The sequence below is a fragment of the Pseudomonas kilonensis genome, assembly GCF_001269885.1.
GTDB lineage: Bacteria > Pseudomonadota > Gammaproteobacteria > Pseudomonadales > Pseudomonadaceae > Aquipseudomonas > Aquipseudomonas kilonensis.
In genome coordinates, this window is sequence record NZ_LHVH01000032.1 from 71429 (window position 1) to 88159 (window position 16731).

The window sequence follows — 16731 nt, forward strand, 5'->3', positions numbered from 1 at the left end:
CCTGGAAAAGAATGGGTGCAGCGTATCGAGGGAGCGAAGATTAAGGAAATACGGTTTAACAATCCAGCTCATAGGTGAGCTCTATCCCCAGCGGTCCTTTCAATAGGCGCCTTCGCCTGAAGAAACGTTGTTACACGCCATGTCGCCGCTTTCCCGGGCGGGGCAAAGCCGGTAAGGTCGGCGCGTTCACCTTCGCTCGGAGTCACCTATGCCCGCCCCCGTCCTGTCCGGCCCGCAATATTTGCGAGAAGGCCTCAAGCTGGTCTTGAGCCCGGGCCTGCGCCTCTTCGTACTCTTGCCCCTGGCGATCAACCTGGTGCTGTTTGTCGGATTGATCTACCTGGCCGGCCATCAGTTCAGCCTGTGGGTCGATACGCTGATGCCGTCGCTGCCAGACTGGCTCAGTTTCCTCAGCTATGTGCTCTGGCCACTGTTCGTGGTGCTCGTCGTGCTGATGGTGTTTTTCACCTTCACGATGCTCGCCAACGTCATCGCCGCACCGTTCAACGGTTTTCTCGCGGAAAAAGTCGAAGTGGTCATCCGCGGCACCGACGACTTCCCGGCCTTCAGTTGGGCCGAATTGATCGCCATGATCCCGCGGACTCTCAGCCGGGAAGCGCGCAAGCTCGGCTATTTCCTGCCCCGCGCCCTGGGGCTGTTCGTGCTGTCGTTCATCCCCGTGGTCAACCTGGTGGCGGCACCGCTGTGGCTGCTGTTCGGCGTGTGGATGATGGCGATCCAGTACATCGACTACCCGGCGGACAACCACAAGCTGGGCTGGAACGAGATGCTCGCCTGGCTGCGGGAAAAACGCTGGCAGAGCCTGGGCTTTGGCGGCAGCGTGTACCTGGTGTTGCTGATCCCGGTGGTGAATATCCTGATGATGCCGGCAGCGGTGGCCGGGGCGACGTTGTTCTGGGTCCGTGAGCAAGGCGCCGAGACCGCTTTGGCGCGGCAGGGCTGAGCCCGTCACAAATCCATCATCCTGACGTCACAATGACGAAATGGCCCCGGTCGACACTGGGGTCATGACCACACCCCTGCACATTACCCTGATCACCGAAACCTTCCCGCCGGAAATCAATGGCGTGGCCAATACCCTGGGCCGCCTGTACGACGGCCTGCGCGCCCGCGGGCATCAGGTCGAGCTGATACGGCCGCGCCAGGTCGACGACCAACACCTGGCCAGTGACGAGCAGTTGCTGCTGTGCCGGGGCTGGCCGTTGCCGGGCTATCCGGGTTTGCAGTGGGGCCAGGCGTCCATGCACAAACTGCTCAGGCGCTGGAAACGCCATCGTCCGGACGTGCTGTACATCGCCACCGAAGGGCCACTGGGTTTGTCGGCACTGCGCGCGGCACGGCGCCTGGGCATCTCGGTGGTCAGTGGTTTCCACACCAATTTCCAGCAATACACCCAGCAGTACGGCCTCGGGCTGTTGAGTCGCGTGCTCACCCATTACCTGCGCTGGTTTCACAACCGCTCCAACCTGACCCTGGTGCCCAGCGTCAGTCAGCGCCTGGAACTGGAGCGACGACATTTCGAGCGCGTGGCGCTGCTGTCGCGCGGCGTGGACAGCCAACTGTTTCATCCGGTCAAGCGCTCGGCGAGCCTGCGTGAGGCGTGGGGCCTGGGCGACGATGACATCGCCGTGATCCACGTCGGACGCCTGGCTCCGGAGAAAAACCTCGGGCTGCTCAAGCGCAGTTTCGCCACGCTGTGCAGCGCTTTCCCAGGGCGACGGATGAAACTGGTGGTGATCGGCGACGGCCCGCAGCGGTCCGCGCTGGAACAGGAACTGCCCGAAGCGATCTTTTGTGGCTCGCAACGCGGCGAGGCGCTGGCCAGCCATTATGCGTCCGGGGATGTGTTTGTCTTTCCGAGCCTGACCGAAACCTTCGGCAATGTGGTGTTGGAAGCGCTGGCGTCCGGGCTGGGTGTGGTGGCCTACGATCAGGCTGCGGCGGCGCAACATATTCGCCACGGCTATAACGGCGTGCTGGCGATGCCGGGGGATGAAGAGGCGTTTTGCGATGCGGCCCGTTGGCTGCTGGAGAAGCGCGAGACTTTGCGTTGCGTACGGCTCAATGCGCGCCAGCATGCCAGTCGCCAGGGCTGGGCGTCGGTGATCGAGCAATTCGAGGCGCAGTTGCGCGGGGTTTGCCAGGTCGAATCGTCGCTGCCCCAGGCCGTGTCGCAACGCTGAAAAGCATCGCGGGCAAGCCTTGCTCCCACAGAGTTATCAGTCGTTCACGCAAAATGTGTTCGCTGAAGATCAATGTGGGAGCAAGGCATGCCCGCGATGAGGCCCTACAAGGCGCCGCTTAAACCAGGGTCATCAACGCCTCACGACTGAACGGCAAGATCTCCTGCTCCCGACCTTCGCGAACTTTCTGCGCCCAGTCCGGATCCACCAGCAGCGCACGCCCCACCGCCACCAGGTCGAACTCATCGTTGTTCAAGCGCTCCAGCAGTTTCTCCAGGCTGGCCGGTTGCGCGATTTTGTCGGTGTTGACCATGAACTGCAGGAACTCGCCATCCAGGCCGACGCTGCCGACGGTGATGGTCGGCTTGCCGGTGAGCTTGCGGGTCCAGCCGGCCAGGTTCAGCTCGGAGCCTTCGAACTCCGGCTCCCAGAAGCGCCGTGTCGAACAGTGAAAAATATCCACGCCCGCGTCAGACAACGGCTTGAGGAATTCGCCCAGGGCTTCAGGGCTCTGCACCAGGCGCGCGGTGTAGTCCTGCTGCTTCCATTGGGAGAAGCGGAAAATGATCGGGAAGCCCTCTCCCACCGCCGCGCGCACGGCACGGATCAATTCGATCGCAAAGCGCGAGCGGTTGGCCAGGCTGCCGCCATATCCGTCGGTGCGCTGGTTGCTGCCTTCCCAGAAGAACTGGTCCACCAGGTAGCCGTGGGCACCGTGGATTTCCACCCCGTCCATGCCGATACTTTGCGCGTCTTTTGCCGCCTGGGCGAACGCGGCGATGACGTCGTCAATGTCCGCCTGGGTCATACCGTGGACCACCACCTGACCGTCCTTGAGCTTTTCGGTCGGGCCATAGCCCGGCACGCTGGCGTCCGGCTCGGTGCCGATGCGTCGCACACTGCCCACATGCCACAGTTGTGGAACAATCTTGCCGCCTTCGGCATGCACCGCATCAACCACTTTCTTCCAGCCGGCCAGCGCGGCGTCGCCATAGAAATGCGGCACGTTCGGGTAGCCGTTGGAGGCCTTGTGCCCCACCGTCGTGCCCTCGGTGATGATCAGGCCGACCCCGGCCGCCGCGCGGCGACGGTAATACTCGATGACCTTGGCATTGGGCACGCCGCCCGGCGAAAAGGAACGGGTCATCGGCGCCATCACCACCCGGGTCGGCAACTCGAGCGCGCCGAGGTGGAAAGGTTTGAACAGGGCTTTTGCAGGCATGGGGCACTCCACGGGACGAAGTCACAGGTCGGATATGACGACGATAATATGGAGCATGGTAAGCGCTGGGTAGCACTATTGATTGGAGTGATTAAGGATCAAAAGATCGCGACTGTCTGGAAGCTAATGCCAAGGCGAGTGCAAAACCTGTGGCGAGGGGATTTATCCCCGCTGGGTTGCGCAGCAACCCCATCAGCTGCGACCGAGTCTTTTCTGACACACCGAGTTAGCAGGTTTTGGGGGCTGCTTCGCAACCCAGCGGGGATAAATCCCCTCGCCACAGGGTTCAGTGCCGGGCTTTCAGCCCAGCGCTTTTTCGATCGCCTGGATCACGGCAGGATCATCCGGCGCCGTGCGCGGTGAGAAACGCGCCAGTACCCGACCGTCCTTGCCGAGCAGGAATTTTTCGAAGTTCCAGGTAATGTCCCCGGGAAACTCGGCCCCCTCGCCCGCCAGCAGGCGGTACAACTGATGACGATCGTGACCGTTCACGTCCAGCTTGCTGGACAGCGGGAATGTCACGCCATAGTTGAGGCTGCAGAAGTCCTGGATTTCCTGCTCGGTCCCCGGCTCTTGCCCGGCGAACTGATTGCAGGGCAGGCCCAGCACGCTGAAACCCTTGGCCTTGTATTGCTGATAGAGGTTTTCCAGCGCCGCGTACTGAGGCGTCAGGCCACATTTGGAGGCGACGTTGACCACCAGCACGACTTGCCCCTTGAACGGCGCCAGAGCAAGCTCCTGACCATCCAGGGCTTTCAATTTAAGGTCGTGAAAAGCACTCATGACGAACTCCAGGTTTGCGGATCTTTTCGAAACAGCCATGGGTGATGCTAACAGCAACCGACTAAAAAGGCGCCGTATGGCGCCTTTCCAGTTCACTGGTTACTTGAGCGTAGCGCAGAAATCAGTGGTGATGGCCGCCTTCGCCATGGACGTGACCATGGGCGATTTCTTCCTGGCTGGCGTCACGGATGTCAACGATCTTGACTTGGAAGTTCAAGCGCTGACCGGCCAACGGGTGGTTGCCGTCAACGGTGACGTCATCGCCTTCCAGGTCGCGGATGGTGACGATCTGCATCTGGCCATCGGGCGCCGAGGCGTGGAACTGCATGCCCACTTCCAGCTCATCCACGCCTTCGAACATGCTGCGGCTCAAGGTGCTGACCAGCTCAGCGGAGTATTCACCATAAGCGTCTTCCGGCTCAACGGCCACTTTCAGCTCGTCACCGACGGCTTTGCCCTCCAGGGCCTTTTCCAGACCCGGAATGATATTACCTGCGCCTTGCAGGTAGACCAGCGGAGCGCCGCCGGCAGAGCTGTCGATGACCTCACCAGCGTCATTGGTCAGGGTATAGTCGATGGAGACAGCCTTATTGGCGGCGATCAGCATGGGGCGAGACCTTTTGCATAAGAATGAAGAACGGACAAGTCTAAACAAGGATTTGCCCGAAAGCGAACGGAACCCGGACAAACGGGCTAGCTCGAACAGACCGACGGTCACCGGTTTCCATCAGGACGAGGACGGGCACTGGGTGGCCGAGCTGTCCTGTGGCCACACTCAGCATCTGCGTCACCAGCCACCGTGGCAGTCCCGGGCCTGGGTGCTGGACCCCGGGCAACGTATTGAAAAAATAGGTCAGCCCTTTGATTGCGGCTGGTGCGCTCAAGGCCCGGTTAGCGATAACCTTGGCGACTGAATCGTGGGTAGACGGCCAGATATAGGCCGCGCCATTCCCCCTTAGAGAATTCGCATGCAAACTTTTTTTATCGCGCCCACCGATTTTGGTGTGGGCCTGACCTCCATCAGCCTCGGGCTGGTGCGCACCCTTGAACGCGCCGGGCTGAAAGTCGGCTTTTTCAAACCCATTGCCCAGCCGCATCCCGGCGACACCGGGCCGGAACGCTCCACCGAGCTGGTGGCCCGCACCCATGGCCTCAAGCCGCCGCAGCCACTGGGCCTGGCGCACGTCGAGCGCATGCTCGGCGACGGCCAGCTCGATGAGCTGCTGGAAGAAATCATTACGCTGTACCAGCAGGCAGCCATCGGCAAGGACGTGCTGGTCGTCGAAGGCATGGTCCCGACCCGCAACGCCAGCTACGCCGCCCGGGTCAACCTGCACCTGGCCAAGAGCCTGGACGCCGAGGTCATCCTGGTGTCGGCGCCGGAAAACGAAGTGCTGACCGAACTGTCTGGCCGGGTAGAGTTGCAGGCGCAGTTGTTTGGCGGGCCGAAGGACCCGAAAGTTCTCGGGGTGATCCTGAACAAGGTCCGCACCGACGAAAGCATGGAGGCGTTTTCCGCACGGCTCAAGGAGCACTCGCCCTTGCTGCGCAGCGGCGATTTCCGCCTGCTCGGTTGCATCCCGTTTCGCCCCGAACTCAATGCCCCGCGCACCCGCGACGTGGCCGATCTGATGGGCGCGCAGGTGCTCAACGCCGGCGACTACGAAACCCGGCGCATGAGCAACATCATCATTTGCGCGCGCACCATGCGCAACACCGTGGAGCTGCTCAAGCCTGGCGTGCTGGTGGTGACCCCCGGCGATCGCGACGACATCATCCTGGCCGTGAGCCTGGCAGCGATCAACGGCGTGCCGCTGGCCGGCCTGCTGCTGACCAGTGACACCCTGCCCGACCCGCGCATCATGGATTTGTGTCGCGGCGCCTTGCAGGCGGGGTTGCCGGTGCTGTCGGTGAGCACCGGCTCCTATGACACTGCCAACCTGCTCAACGGTTTGAACAAGGAAATCCCCATCGATGACCGCGAACGTGCGGAGATCATCACCGATTTTGTCGCCAGTCACCTGGACGCCAGATGGCTGCACCAGCGCTGCGGCACGCCACGGGAAATGCGCCTGTCGCCAGCGGTGTTCCGCTATCAGTTGATCCAACGCGCCCAGGCCGCCAACAAACGCATCGTGCTGCCCGAAGGCAGCGAACCGTTGACCGTCCAGGCTGCCGCCATTTGCCAGGCCCGGGGCATTGCCCGCTGCGTGTTGCTGGCCAAGCCGGCCGACGTCGAGGCAGTGGCCCGCGCCCAAGGTATCGAACTACCGCCGGGGCTGGAGATTCTCGACCCGGATTCGATTCGCGAGCGTTACGTCGAACCCATGGTGAGTTTGCGCAAGAGCAAGAGCCTGAACGCGCCGATGGCCGAGCAGCAACTGGAAGACACCGTGGTCATCGGCACCATGATGCTGGCCCTGGATGAAGTGGACGGGCTGGTATCCGGCGTTATCCATTCCACCGCCAACACCATCCGCCCGGCGTTGCAACTGATCAAGACCGCGCCAGGATGCTCGCTGGTGTCCTCGGTGTTTTTCATGCTGTTTCCCGAAGAAGTGCTGGTCTACGGCGACTGCGTGATGAACCCGCACCCCAGCGCTGCGGAGCTGGCGGAAATCGCCCTGCAAAGTGCCGACTCGGCCGCCGCGTTCGGCATCACGCCGCGGGTGGCGATGCTCAGCTACTCCAGCGGCGAGTCGGCCAGTGGCGAAGAAGTGGAAAAAGTTCGCGAAGCCACCCTGCTGGCCCACGAGGCCCAGCACGGCCTGTTGATCGATGGTCCGTTGCAATACGACGCCGCCGCCAACGAAACCGTGGCACGGCAATTGGCGCCCAACAGCCAGGTGGCCGGCCGGGCGACGGTGTTCATCTTCCCGGACCTCAACACCGGCAACACCACCCACAAGGCCGTGCAGCGCAGCGCCGATTGCGTCAGCCTCGGGCCGATGCTGCAAGGCTTGCGCAAACCGGTGAATGACTTGCCGCGCGGCGCCCAGGTCGACGACATCGTGTACACCATCGCCCTGACCGCGATCCAAGCCGCCAACCGACCTTTGGACATTTAAATGCTGGACTTTTTGCCTGCTCCTTTGCGCGGCGTCATTGCCTCGCTGCTGTTGGCGCTGAACACCATCGCCTGCTGCACACCGCTGTTCATCGTGGCGATTTTCAAGCTGTTGCTGCCCTTCCCCACCGCCCAGCGCTTCACCAACTGGCTGATGGGCCACATCCACGAAGCCTGGATCAGCAACAACAAGGCCTGGATGAACCTGCTGCGTCGTACCCGCTGGCACCTCAGCGGCCTGGCGGGCCTGGACTACCAGCATTCGTACCTGATCACCAGCAACCACCAGAGTTGGGTCGACATCATGGTGTTGCAGTACGTGCTGAACCGACGCATCCGGCCGCTGAAGTTCTTCCTCAAGCAGGAACTGATCTGGGTGCCGGTGATCGGCCTGGCCTGGTGGGCGCTGGGCTTCCCGTTCATGAAACGCTACTCCAAGGCTTACCTGGAGAAGCATCCGGAAAAGAAAGGCAAGGACCTGGAAACCACCCGCAAGACCTGCGCGAAGTTTCGCGACAACCCTGTGGGCATTTTCAACTTCGTCGAAGGCACGCGCTTCACCGACAGCAAGCACGCCCAGCAGCAGTCACCGTTTCGCTACCTGCTCAAGCCCAAGGCCGGCGGCATCGCGTTTGTACTGGATGCCATGGGTGAGCAACTGGAATCGATCATCAACGTGACCATTCATTATCCGGGCGGTCGTCCGGGGTATTGGGATTTGCTCTGCGGCAACGTTGGGGAGGTGGTGGTGCATTTCCAGGAACTGAAGATCCCAGCGCAGTTCATCGGCAAGAACTACGACCAGGACGGCGTGTATCGCCTGGAGTTCCAGGGCTGGATCAACCAGTTGTGGCAGGACAAGGATGCGTTGCTTGCGCAGATGCATCGGGAGTATCCAAACCCCCACTAACTTCCCCTGTGGGAGCGGGCTGTGTGGGAGCAAGGCTTGCTCGCGATCCAGGCGCTGCGGTCCTCAAGAGACCGCGGCGTTTTCATCGCGGGCAAGCCTTGCTCCCACACAGCCCGCTCCCACAGTTGACCGAATTGTTCTCTGGAAATGAAAAAGCCCGCAGATGATCGCTCATCTGCGGGCTTTTAGTTACAGCGGCGGACCTTAGATCGCCCCACGCTTGCGCAGCAGATCCAGCACCTGCTTGACGCTTTCTTCCAGGGTCAGCGACTGGGTGTCGATCACCAGGTCGGCATCCAGCGGCACGTCATACGGGAAGGATTCGCCCGGGATGTTGTCGCCAGCGGCGGCATACAGCCCTTGCGGATCACGCTGGGCACACACCGTTGGCGAGGCCTGGACGTAGACCGTCAGCAGACGCTCCTTGCCGATCAGCGCCTTGGCCTGTTCGCGGCCTTCGGCATCCGGGGCGACAAACGCGGCGAGGGTCAGCAGGCCGGCTTCGTTGAACTGACGGGCGACATGAGCCGCCCGGCGCCAGTTCTCGGTACGCCCGGCGCGATCCTGTGGCAAGCCCTTGTTCAGGTCATGGCGCAGGTTCTGGCCATCGAGGACAAAGACCGCACGGCCCGAGTCGAACAACTTGCGCTCGACCGCATAGGCCAGCGTGCTTTTGCCAGCGCCCGACAGGCCACTGAACAAGACCGTGGCCGGCTGCTGGCCGAAGCGCTGGGCGCGTTCTTCCACCGACACATGGGCCAGCTTGCCGTGGTGCGTGCTGCTGCCGTGAGCCAGCGGCTGGGCGACGATCATGCCGGCACCGACCGTGCCGTTGGTCAGGCGATCGATGACGATGAACGCGCCAGTGGTGCGGTTGCTCTCGTAACCGTCCAGGGCGATGGGCGCATCCAGGGCGATCTTCACCTGGCCGATTTCGTTGAGCTGCAATGCGCTGGCCGGACCTTCTTCAAGGGTGTTCACATCGACCTTGTTGACGATGCTGGCAATCGAGCCCGGCACGTAGCTGGTGGCGCGCTTGATGTCGTATTTCTTGCCCGGCAGCATCGGCTCTTCGGCCATCCACACCAGCATCGCTTCGAAGCTGTCGGTGACCGGCGGCACGTTGTCGGCATGCACCAGCAAGTCGCCACGGGAGATGTCGATTTCGTCTTCCATGGTCAGCGTTACCGCCTGGCCAGGACCTGCATGTTCCAACTCGCCTTCGAAGGTGACGATGGATTTCACGCGGCTGCTCTTGCCCGACGGCAGCACCACCACTTCGTCGCCCTTGTGCACGATGCCACTGGCGAGGGTGCCGGCGAAGCCGCGGAAGTTCAGGTTCGGACGGTTGACGTACTGCACCGGGAAACGCAGGTCGGTGAAGTTACGGTCGCCCGCCACTTCCACGGTCTCGAGGATCTCCATCAGCGACTGGCCTGTGTACCACGGCGAACGCTCGGACTTGTTCACCACGTTGTCGCCCTTGAGGGCAGACATCGGCACGAAGTGCATGGTGGTGGGCTTCATCTTCAAGCCTTCGGCGAACTTCAGGTAGTCGGCCTTGATCGACTCGAACACGCCCTGGTCGAAGTCCTTGAGGTCCATCTTGTTGATGGCCACGACGATGTGCTTGATGCCCAGCAACGAGGCAATGAAGCTGTGACGACGGGTCTGGGTCTGCACGCCGTAGCGGGCGTCCACCAGGATGATCGCCAGGTCACAGGTGGACGCACCGGTGGCCATGTTGCGGGTGTACTGCTCATGGCCGGGGGTATCGGCGATGATGAATTTACGCTTGGCGGTGGAGAAATAGCGGTAGGCGACATCGATGGTGATGCCTTGCTCGCGCTCGGCCTGCAGGCCGTCGACCAGCAACGCCAGGTCGATATCGTCACCGGTGGTGCCGACTTTCTTCGAATCGCGGGTGATGGCTTCCAGGTGATCTTCGTAGATCATCTTGGAGTCGTGCAGCAGGCGCCCGATCAGGGTGCTCTTGCCGTCGTCGACGTTACCGCAGGTCAAAAAGCGCAGCAGCTCTTTACGCTCGTGCTGGCCCAGGTAGGCGAGGATGTCCTCGCTGATCAAATCAGATTGATGCGACATGACAGCCCCTTAGAAATAACCTTGACGTTTTTTATCTTCCATCGAGCCTGCGCCATCGTGGTCGATGACCCGGCCCTGGCGCTCGGAAGTTCGCGTCAGGAGCATTTCCTGGATGATGTCCGTCAGGCTTTCGGCCTCGGACTCCACCGCGCCCGTCAACGGGTAGCAGCCAAGGGTACGGAAACGCACTTTCTTCTTGACGATACGGGCTTTGTCTTCGTCGGACAGGTGCTCGAGGATGCGCTCGTCGTCAATCATGATCAGCGTGCCGTTCTTCTCGATCACTTCACGCTCGGCGGCAAAGTACAGCGGCACGATCGGGATGCCTTCAAGGTAGATGTACTGCCAGATGTCCAGCTCGGTCCAGTTCGACAGCGGGAATACCCGGATCGACTCGCCTTTGTTGACCTTGCCGTTGTAGACGTTCCACAACTCCGGGCGCTGGTTCTTCGGGTCCCAGCGGTGCTTGCTGTCGCGGAACGAGTACACGCGCTCCTTGGCGCGGGATTTCTCTTCATCGCGACGGGCACCGCCGAACGCGGCGTCGAAACCATATTTGTCCAAGGCCTGCTTGAGGCCTTCGGTCTTCATGATGTCGGTGTGCTTGGCACTGCCGTGGGTGAATGGGTTGATGCCCTGCGCCACGCCGTCCGGGTTCACATGGGTGATCAAATCCAGGCCCAGTTCCTCGACCATGCGGTCGCGGAACTTGTACATTTCCTGGAATTTCCAGCGGGTGTCGACGTGCATCACCGGAAACGGCAGCTTGCCGGGGAAGAACGCCTTGCGTGCCAGGTGCAGCATCACGGCGGAGTCTTTACCGATGGAGTACAGCATCACCGGGTTATCGAACTCGGCGGCCACCTCGCGGATGATGTGGATGCTTTCCGCCTCCAGCTGTTTCAGATGCGTCAGTTTGTCGACCATGGCTACTCACGAAAACTTTCTTATGAACGGCCAGCGGGCCGTGTTCGAGCGGGGAATCCTAGCACAGCGACCTCTTCTAATCAGGGCGCCAACTAGATCGAAACAGCATATGGATATGCCTGACGGTTCGGCCGTTGCAGTGGGCCCTGTGGGAGACAGTGAACCCTGTGGGAGCAAAGCTTGCTCGCGATGACGTCGGCACATGCAACGCCGCTATCGCGAGCAAGCTTTGCTCCCACAGGCTTTGCTCCCACAGGCTCGCTCCCACAGGGAATACAAACAGGGGTTATAAACAGTCAGATGGGATTCGGGCAATCGATGAAGATGTGCTCCAAGGCGAAGCGTCGCGCCAGATAATCACCCAACGCCTGTACGCCATAGCGTTCGGTCGCATGATGGCCGGCGGCGACGAAGCTGATGCCATTTTCCCGCGCACTGTGGAACGTCTGCTCCGACGCCTCGCCGCTGAGGTACAGGTCGACGCCAGCCAACACCGCCTGATCGATATAGCCCTGGCCGCCACCGGTGCACCAGCCGACCCGGCGAATCATCTGCTCGCCTTCGATCAACAACGGCTCTCGCCCCATGACTTCCTGGACCTTGCGCGCGAAATCCCGCGCCGTCATCGGTTCGGACAGGGAGCCGACCAGGCCGACGATCTTGGGGTTGTCCGGATCCAGCGGTCCCTCGACAGTGATGTCCAACTGGCGGGCCAATTGCACGTTGTTGCCCACCTCCGGGTGCAGGTCCAAGGGCAAGTGGTAGGCCAGCAGGCTGATGTCATGCATGAGCAACGTCTTGAGGCGACGCTGTTTCATGCCGGTGATGCAAGGGTTTTCGCCCTTCCAGAAGTAACCGTGATGCACCAGCACCAGGTCGGCCTCGGCCTCGACGGCAGCATCAAGCAACGCCTGGCTGGCGGTGACGCCACTGACAATGCGCATCACCTGGGGCGCACCTTCGACCTGCAGGCCGTTGGGGCAATAATCGGCAATCCGGCTGCTGGCCAGGTAACGGTCCGCTTCTTCGACCAGGGTGTTCAGGGCTACGGCCATGAAAAGACTCCTAAATATCCCGTTCAGAGGCGCGCGCGGCCTCGTATAATGCGCGACATTATGGGCGGTCTCATACCGCCTGCAACCTTTGTAGGACGTGCTTAATGCTCAAGGCGCTGCGTTTTTCCGGCTGGCCGCTGTTGGCCGGCGTGCTTGTCGCTCTACTGATTATCCAGCGCTACCCGGAATGGGTGGGCTTGCCGAGCCTCGACGTCAACTTGCAGCAGGCGCCGCAAACCAAGGCGGTGCAACAGGGGCCGGTGTCCTATGCCGACGCCGTGACCACCGCCGCGCCAGCCGTGGTGAACCTGTACACCACCAAGGTCATCAACAAACCCAGCCATCCGTTGTTCGAAGACCCGCAATTCCGGCGCTTCTTCGGCGACAACTCGCCCAAGCAGAAGCGCATGGAGTCGAGCCTGGGGTCGGGCGTGATCATGAGCCCGGAAGGTTATATTTTGACCAACAACCACGTCACCAGCGGTGCCGACCAGATCGTGGTGGCGCTCAAGGACGGTCGTGAAACCCTGGCCCGGGTAATCGGCAGCGACCCGGAAACCGACCTCGCGGTGCTGAAGATCGACCTCAAGAACCTGCCGGCCATCACCATCGGCCGCTCCGACAGCATCCGCATCGGCGACGTGACCCTGGCCATCGGCAACCCGTTCGGCGTTGGCCAGACCGTGACCATGGGCATCATCAGCGCCACCGGGCGCAATCAGTTGGGCCTGAACAACTACGAGGATTTCATCCAGACCGACGCCGCGATCAACCCCGGCAACTCCGGCGGCGCGCTGGTGGATGCCAACGGCAACCTCACCGGGATCAACACGGCGATCTTCTCCAAGTCCGGCGGCAGCCAGGGCATCGGTTTCGCCATTCCGGTGAAGCTGGCGATGGAGGTGATGAAGTCGATCATCGAACACGGCCAGGTGATTCGCGGCTGGCTGGGCATTGAAGTCCAGCCGCTGACCCAGGAACTGGCGGAGTCCTTCGGCTTGTCCGGGCGGCCCGGCATCGTGGTGGCGGGGATTTTCCGCGACGGCCCGGCACAGAAGGCCGGCCTGCAACTGGGCGATGTGATCCTGAGCATCGATGGCGAGCCGGCCGGCGATGGCCGCCGCTCGATGAACCAGGTGGCGCGGATCAAGCCCACCGACAAGGTGACGATCCAGGTCATGCGCAACGGCAAGGAGCTCAAGCTCACCGCTGAAATCGGCCTGCGCCCACCGCCGGCGCCGGTGGTGCTCAAGGAAGAGCAGTAAGCCGCTTCAAGCCTTCCACCCTGTGGCGAGGGAGCTTGCTCCCGCTGGGCTCTGTAGGAGCTGCCGAAGGCTGCGATCTTTTGCTTGAGACTCAAGTGTCTGGGGAAAGATCGCAGCCTCGTTGCACTCGACAGCTCCTACACAGCTCCTACGGCGGCTCCATCTCTCTGAAAATCAGGAATAGCATAAATTCTCATCGGTAGTGTTATATTGTTTCAATACTAAAAATTGGAACACCCTAACATGTCATCCCTGAAACGGATTTCCGCTGCCAGTCTCGCCTTGGGCCTGCTGGGCGATCCGGCCTACGCCGAAGAGAGCCAGCCCCTGGAGCTGGACGCCATCACCGTGACGTCCGACTACGAATCCCCCACCGGACCTGTCACAGGCTATCGCGCCACGCGCTCGGCCAGCGCCACCAAAACCGACACGGCCCTGCGCGACATCCCGCAATCGATCAGCGTGATTCCCGCCAGCGTGCTCAAGGACCTGGGCAGCACCAACGTCGAACGGGCATTGGAATACGCCGGCGGTGTATCGAAGCAGAACAACTTCGGTGGCCTGACGCTCTACGAATACAGCGTGCGCGGCTTCACCACCTCGGAGTTCTACAAGGACGGCTTCAGCGCCAACCGCGGTTATCCAAGCACGCCGGATGCGGCGAACATCGAACGGATCGAAGTGCTCAAGGGGCCGGCCGCCAGCCTGTATGGACGGGGCGATCCCGGCGGTACGGTGAACATAGTCACCAAGAAACCCCAGCCCGAAGCCTTCACCACCTTGCAAACCAGCGCCGGCAGCTGGGATCGCTACCGCACCGCGCTGGACGTCAACACGCCACTGGACACCGAAGGCAACCTGTTGTCGCGGGTCAACCTGGCGATCGAGGACAACCACAGCTTTCGCGATCACGTCGACAGCCAGCGCCTCTTCGTCGCGCCTTCCATCAGTTGGCAATTGAACCCTGACACCCGGTTACTGGTGGAAAGCGAAATCGTGCGCCACAGCTCGACGTTCGACCGTGGCATCGTCGCCCCGAACAACCGCTGGAGCGGCGTTTCCCGCTCGACCTTTTTGGGCGAGCCCAACGACGGCGACATCGACAATCACAACAACATGCTCCAGGCCGCCCTCGAACATCAGCTCAACGACACCTGGCAACTGCGCCTGGCCAGCCATTACAAGCAGGGTGAACTCTGGGGTTTTGCCTCCGAAGCGCGCCCGCTGAACGCCGATGGCCACACGGTGGACCGCCGCTATCGCGAGCGCGACAACAATTGGCACGACAGCATCACCCAACTGGAATTGCGTGGCGTGTTCGACCTCGGCCCGTGGCAGCACGAACTGCTGATCGGCAGCGAATACGAGGATTACCGCAAGAACGAGCGCGTGACCAACATCGCCGGCGCTTACCCCATCGACATCTATCAGCCGGTCTACGGCCAGCCGAAACCCAATGGTGATCGTACCGGCACGGATTTTTTCGAGCGTGTGCAAAGCCGCGCATTGAACCTGCAGGACCAGATCGTCTTCACCGACAAACTGCGGGGCATGCTCGGCGTGCGCTATGAGCATTTCGAGCAGAGCATCGACGATCACACCCGCAGTAAAACCAGCCGCCAGCGCCACGACACGCTGACACAGCGGGCCGGCCTGCTGTATCAACTGACACCCGAAGTCGGGCTGTTCGCCAACGCCTCCACCTCGTTCAAGCCCAACAACGGCCTGGATGCCGGTGGCAAAACCTTCGATCCCGAGGAAGGGGTTGGCTATGAAGTGGGGATCAAGAGCGAGTTGTTCGATGATCGCCTGAGCACCACCCTGGCGGCGTTCCATATAGAAAAGGAAAACGTCCTGGCGCAAATCGCCGGGACTGATTTCTACAGTGCCATGGGTAAGGCCCGCAGCCAGGGCATCGACCTGCAATTCACCGGGCAGGTGACCGACACCGTGCGCGTAATCGGCGCCTTCGCCTACATCGACGCAGAAGTGACCAAGGGTGACGAGCAAATCCCCACCGGCAGCCGGATCCTCGGCGTCGCCAAACACAGCGGTAGCCTGCTGGGGGTCTACGAATTCCAGGACGGCCACCTGCGCGGTTCGGATGTCGGCGCGGCGTTCACTTACGTCGGTGATCGCTCGGGCGAAGCCGGCAAGGATTTCGAACTGCCGGCCTATCACACCGTGGACCTGCTGGCCCATTACAAGGCCAGCGATGACGTCACCGTGGGCCTGAACCTGAACAACGTCTTCGACGAGAAATACTACGAACGCTCCTACAGCAATTACTGGGTTACCCCCGGCGATCCGCGCAACTTCACTGTCAGCCTCACCCTCGATCTATAAAGGAAGTCAGCATGAAATACCCCAAGACCTTCGCCCTGCTCGGCCTGCTCCTGGCCACACAGGCCTCGGCCCATGGTCTGTGGACCGAACAGCGTCGCGGCAACATCGAAGTGATCTACGGCCACGGCGCCGAAGACAATGCCTTCAAGGCGCAGAAAGTCAGCGGCGCCTGGGCCTATGACCTGGGCGGCAAGATGATCCCGGTCACCGTAGAGCGCCTGCCGGATCACGCCCGCCTGCAACCGCTCAAGCCGCCAGCGGTGCTGGCCGTGGCCCTGGACAACGGCATGTGGTCCCAGACGGCCGACAAGAAGTGGATCAATGAAGGCCGCAGCAAAGTGCCCGGGGCGATCGAGTCGACCCACACGTTCAAGTACAGCCTGGCGATCTATGAGCCGGGAGCGAAACTGCCGACGCTGGCACCGATCAAGTTCGTGATCCTGCCGGAAGTCGACCCGCTGACCGTTGGCCCGGGCCAGTCATTGCCGGTACGGGTGCTGCTGGACGGCAAACCGGCGGCCGGTGTGAAACTGGTGGGCGACTACCGCAGCGCGCCGAACACCGTATCGACTGAAACCGACGCAGAAGGCCGGGCCAAGGTGCTGGTGCGCAACGAAGGCTTGAATGTGATCGCGGCGCAGATGGAAATTGCGCTCAAGGACAACAAAGACGTGGCCACCCGTGGCGTGTTCACCTCGTTGACCTTCCTCGGTGAGCCGCATCACGATTAACCCCGCAGGGGATAGGCGGTGAACACATTTTTTGTGAACGCCCGCTCCCACAGGGGATGGTCGGTGTACGGGAAATTTGAATACACCTGTAATCCACTGTGGGGAGCCTGCTCGCGAT

Annotated in this window: 14 protein-coding genes; 8 read left to right on the plus strand and 6 right to left on the minus strand. The window is 61.6% G+C overall.

Annotated elements, in window-relative coordinates:
- Positions 1-208: 208 nt before the first annotated feature.
- Both cysZ and AD662_RS23740 read left to right on the plus strand, forming a co-directional pair.
- The gene (gene cysZ, locus AD662_RS23735) at positions 209-964 is read left to right on the plus strand and encodes a sulfate transporter CysZ (protein ID WP_014340153.1); all 756 of its coding nucleotides are present in this window, start codon (positions 209-211) and stop codon (positions 962-964) included.
- A 40-nt stretch (positions 965-1004) separates the two neighbouring features.
- Positions 1005-2204, plus strand: a complete 1200-nt coding sequence (locus tag AD662_RS23740) for a glycosyltransferase family 4 protein (RefSeq protein ID WP_018612603.1) — start codon at positions 1005-1007, stop codon at positions 2202-2204.
- Positions 2205-2322: 118 nt separating this feature from the next.
- On the opposite strand, the gene AD662_RS23745 is transcribed toward AD662_RS23740, so the two are convergent.
- From AD662_RS23745 to AD662_RS23755, 3 genes are all read right to left on the minus strand, one after another.
- Entirely contained in the window at positions 2323-3426 is a 1104-nt protein-coding gene (locus AD662_RS23745) for an NADH:flavin oxidoreductase (protein ID WP_018612605.1), read from the minus strand.
- Positions 3427-3726: 300 nt separating this feature from the next.
- On the minus strand, positions 3727-4209 hold the full coding sequence (locus tag AD662_RS23750) for a glutathione peroxidase (RefSeq protein WP_018612606.1): 483 nt from the start codon (positions 4207-4209) through the stop codon (positions 3727-3729).
- Between the two features lie 121 nt (positions 4210-4330).
- Complete coding sequence (locus tag AD662_RS23755; protein WP_018612607.1) at positions 4331-4816, minus strand: FKBP-type peptidyl-prolyl cis-trans isomerase; 486 nt, start codon at positions 4814-4816, stop codon at positions 4331-4333.
- Here AD662_RS23755 and AD662_RS23760 point away from each other — a divergent pair.
- The 3 genes from AD662_RS23760 to AD662_RS23770 are packed head-to-tail and all read left to right on the plus strand — an operon-like array spanning position 4785 to position 8186.
- On the plus strand, positions 4785-5123 hold the full coding sequence (locus tag AD662_RS23760) for a DUF3565 domain-containing protein (RefSeq protein WP_018612608.1): 339 nt from the start codon (positions 4785-4787) through the stop codon (positions 5121-5123). The two genes, AD662_RS23755 and AD662_RS23760, sit on opposite strands and share 32 nt — an antisense overlap.
- Positions 5124-5177: 54 nt before the next feature.
- Positions 5178-7277 carry a phosphate acetyltransferase gene (gene pta, locus AD662_RS23765; protein WP_014340158.1) on the plus strand — a complete coding sequence of 700 codons (2100 nt, stop codon included), beginning with the start codon at positions 5178-5180 and terminating at the stop codon, positions 7275-7277.
- Positions 7278-8186, plus strand: coding sequence for a 1-acylglycerol-3-phosphate O-acyltransferase, YihG family (locus AD662_RS23770; protein WP_053189843.1), 909 nt, complete (start codon positions 7278-7280; stop codon positions 8184-8186). It abuts the gene before it with no gap.
- Between the two features lie 204 nt (positions 8187-8390).
- Here AD662_RS23770 and cysN read toward each other — a convergent pair whose 3' ends face one another.
- From cysN to AD662_RS23785, 3 genes are all read right to left on the minus strand, one after another.
- Positions 8391-10289 carry a sulfate adenylyltransferase subunit CysN gene (gene cysN / locus AD662_RS23775; protein WP_014340160.1) on the minus strand — a complete coding sequence of 633 codons (1899 nt, stop codon included), beginning with the start codon at positions 10287-10289 and terminating at the stop codon, positions 8391-8393.
- Between the two features lie 9 nt (positions 10290-10298).
- Positions 10299-11216, minus strand: a complete 918-nt coding sequence (cysD, locus tag AD662_RS23780; RefSeq protein ID WP_003178041.1) for a sulfate adenylyltransferase subunit CysD — start codon at positions 11214-11216, stop codon at positions 10299-10301.
- A 296-nt stretch (positions 11217-11512) separates the two neighbouring features.
- Positions 11513-12271 carry a Nif3-like dinuclear metal center hexameric protein gene (locus tag AD662_RS23785; RefSeq protein ID WP_053189844.1) on the minus strand — a complete coding sequence of 253 codons (759 nt, stop codon included), beginning with the start codon at positions 12269-12271 and terminating at the stop codon, positions 11513-11515.
- A 104-nt stretch (positions 12272-12375) separates the two neighbouring features.
- Between AD662_RS23785 and algW the strand changes: the two genes are divergently transcribed.
- The 3 genes from algW to AD662_RS23800 all read left to right on the plus strand — a co-directional run bounded on the left by algW (position 12376) and on the right by AD662_RS23800 (position 16613).
- The gene (algW, locus tag AD662_RS23790) at positions 12376-13536 is read left to right on the plus strand and encodes a Do family serine endopeptidase AlgW (protein ID WP_014340162.1); all 1161 of its coding nucleotides are present in this window, start codon (positions 12376-12378) and stop codon (positions 13534-13536) included.
- Between the two features lie 243 nt (positions 13537-13779).
- Positions 13780-15882 carry a TonB-dependent siderophore receptor gene (locus AD662_RS23795; RefSeq protein ID WP_053189845.1) on the plus strand — a complete coding sequence of 701 codons (2103 nt, stop codon included), beginning with the start codon at positions 13780-13782 and terminating at the stop codon, positions 15880-15882.
- Between the two features lie 11 nt (positions 15883-15893).
- A complete protein-coding gene (locus AD662_RS23800) occupies positions 15894-16613 on the plus strand; it encodes a DUF4198 domain-containing protein (protein WP_024616622.1) in 720 nt (239 codons plus the stop codon).
- Positions 16614-16731 lie beyond the last annotated feature (118 nt).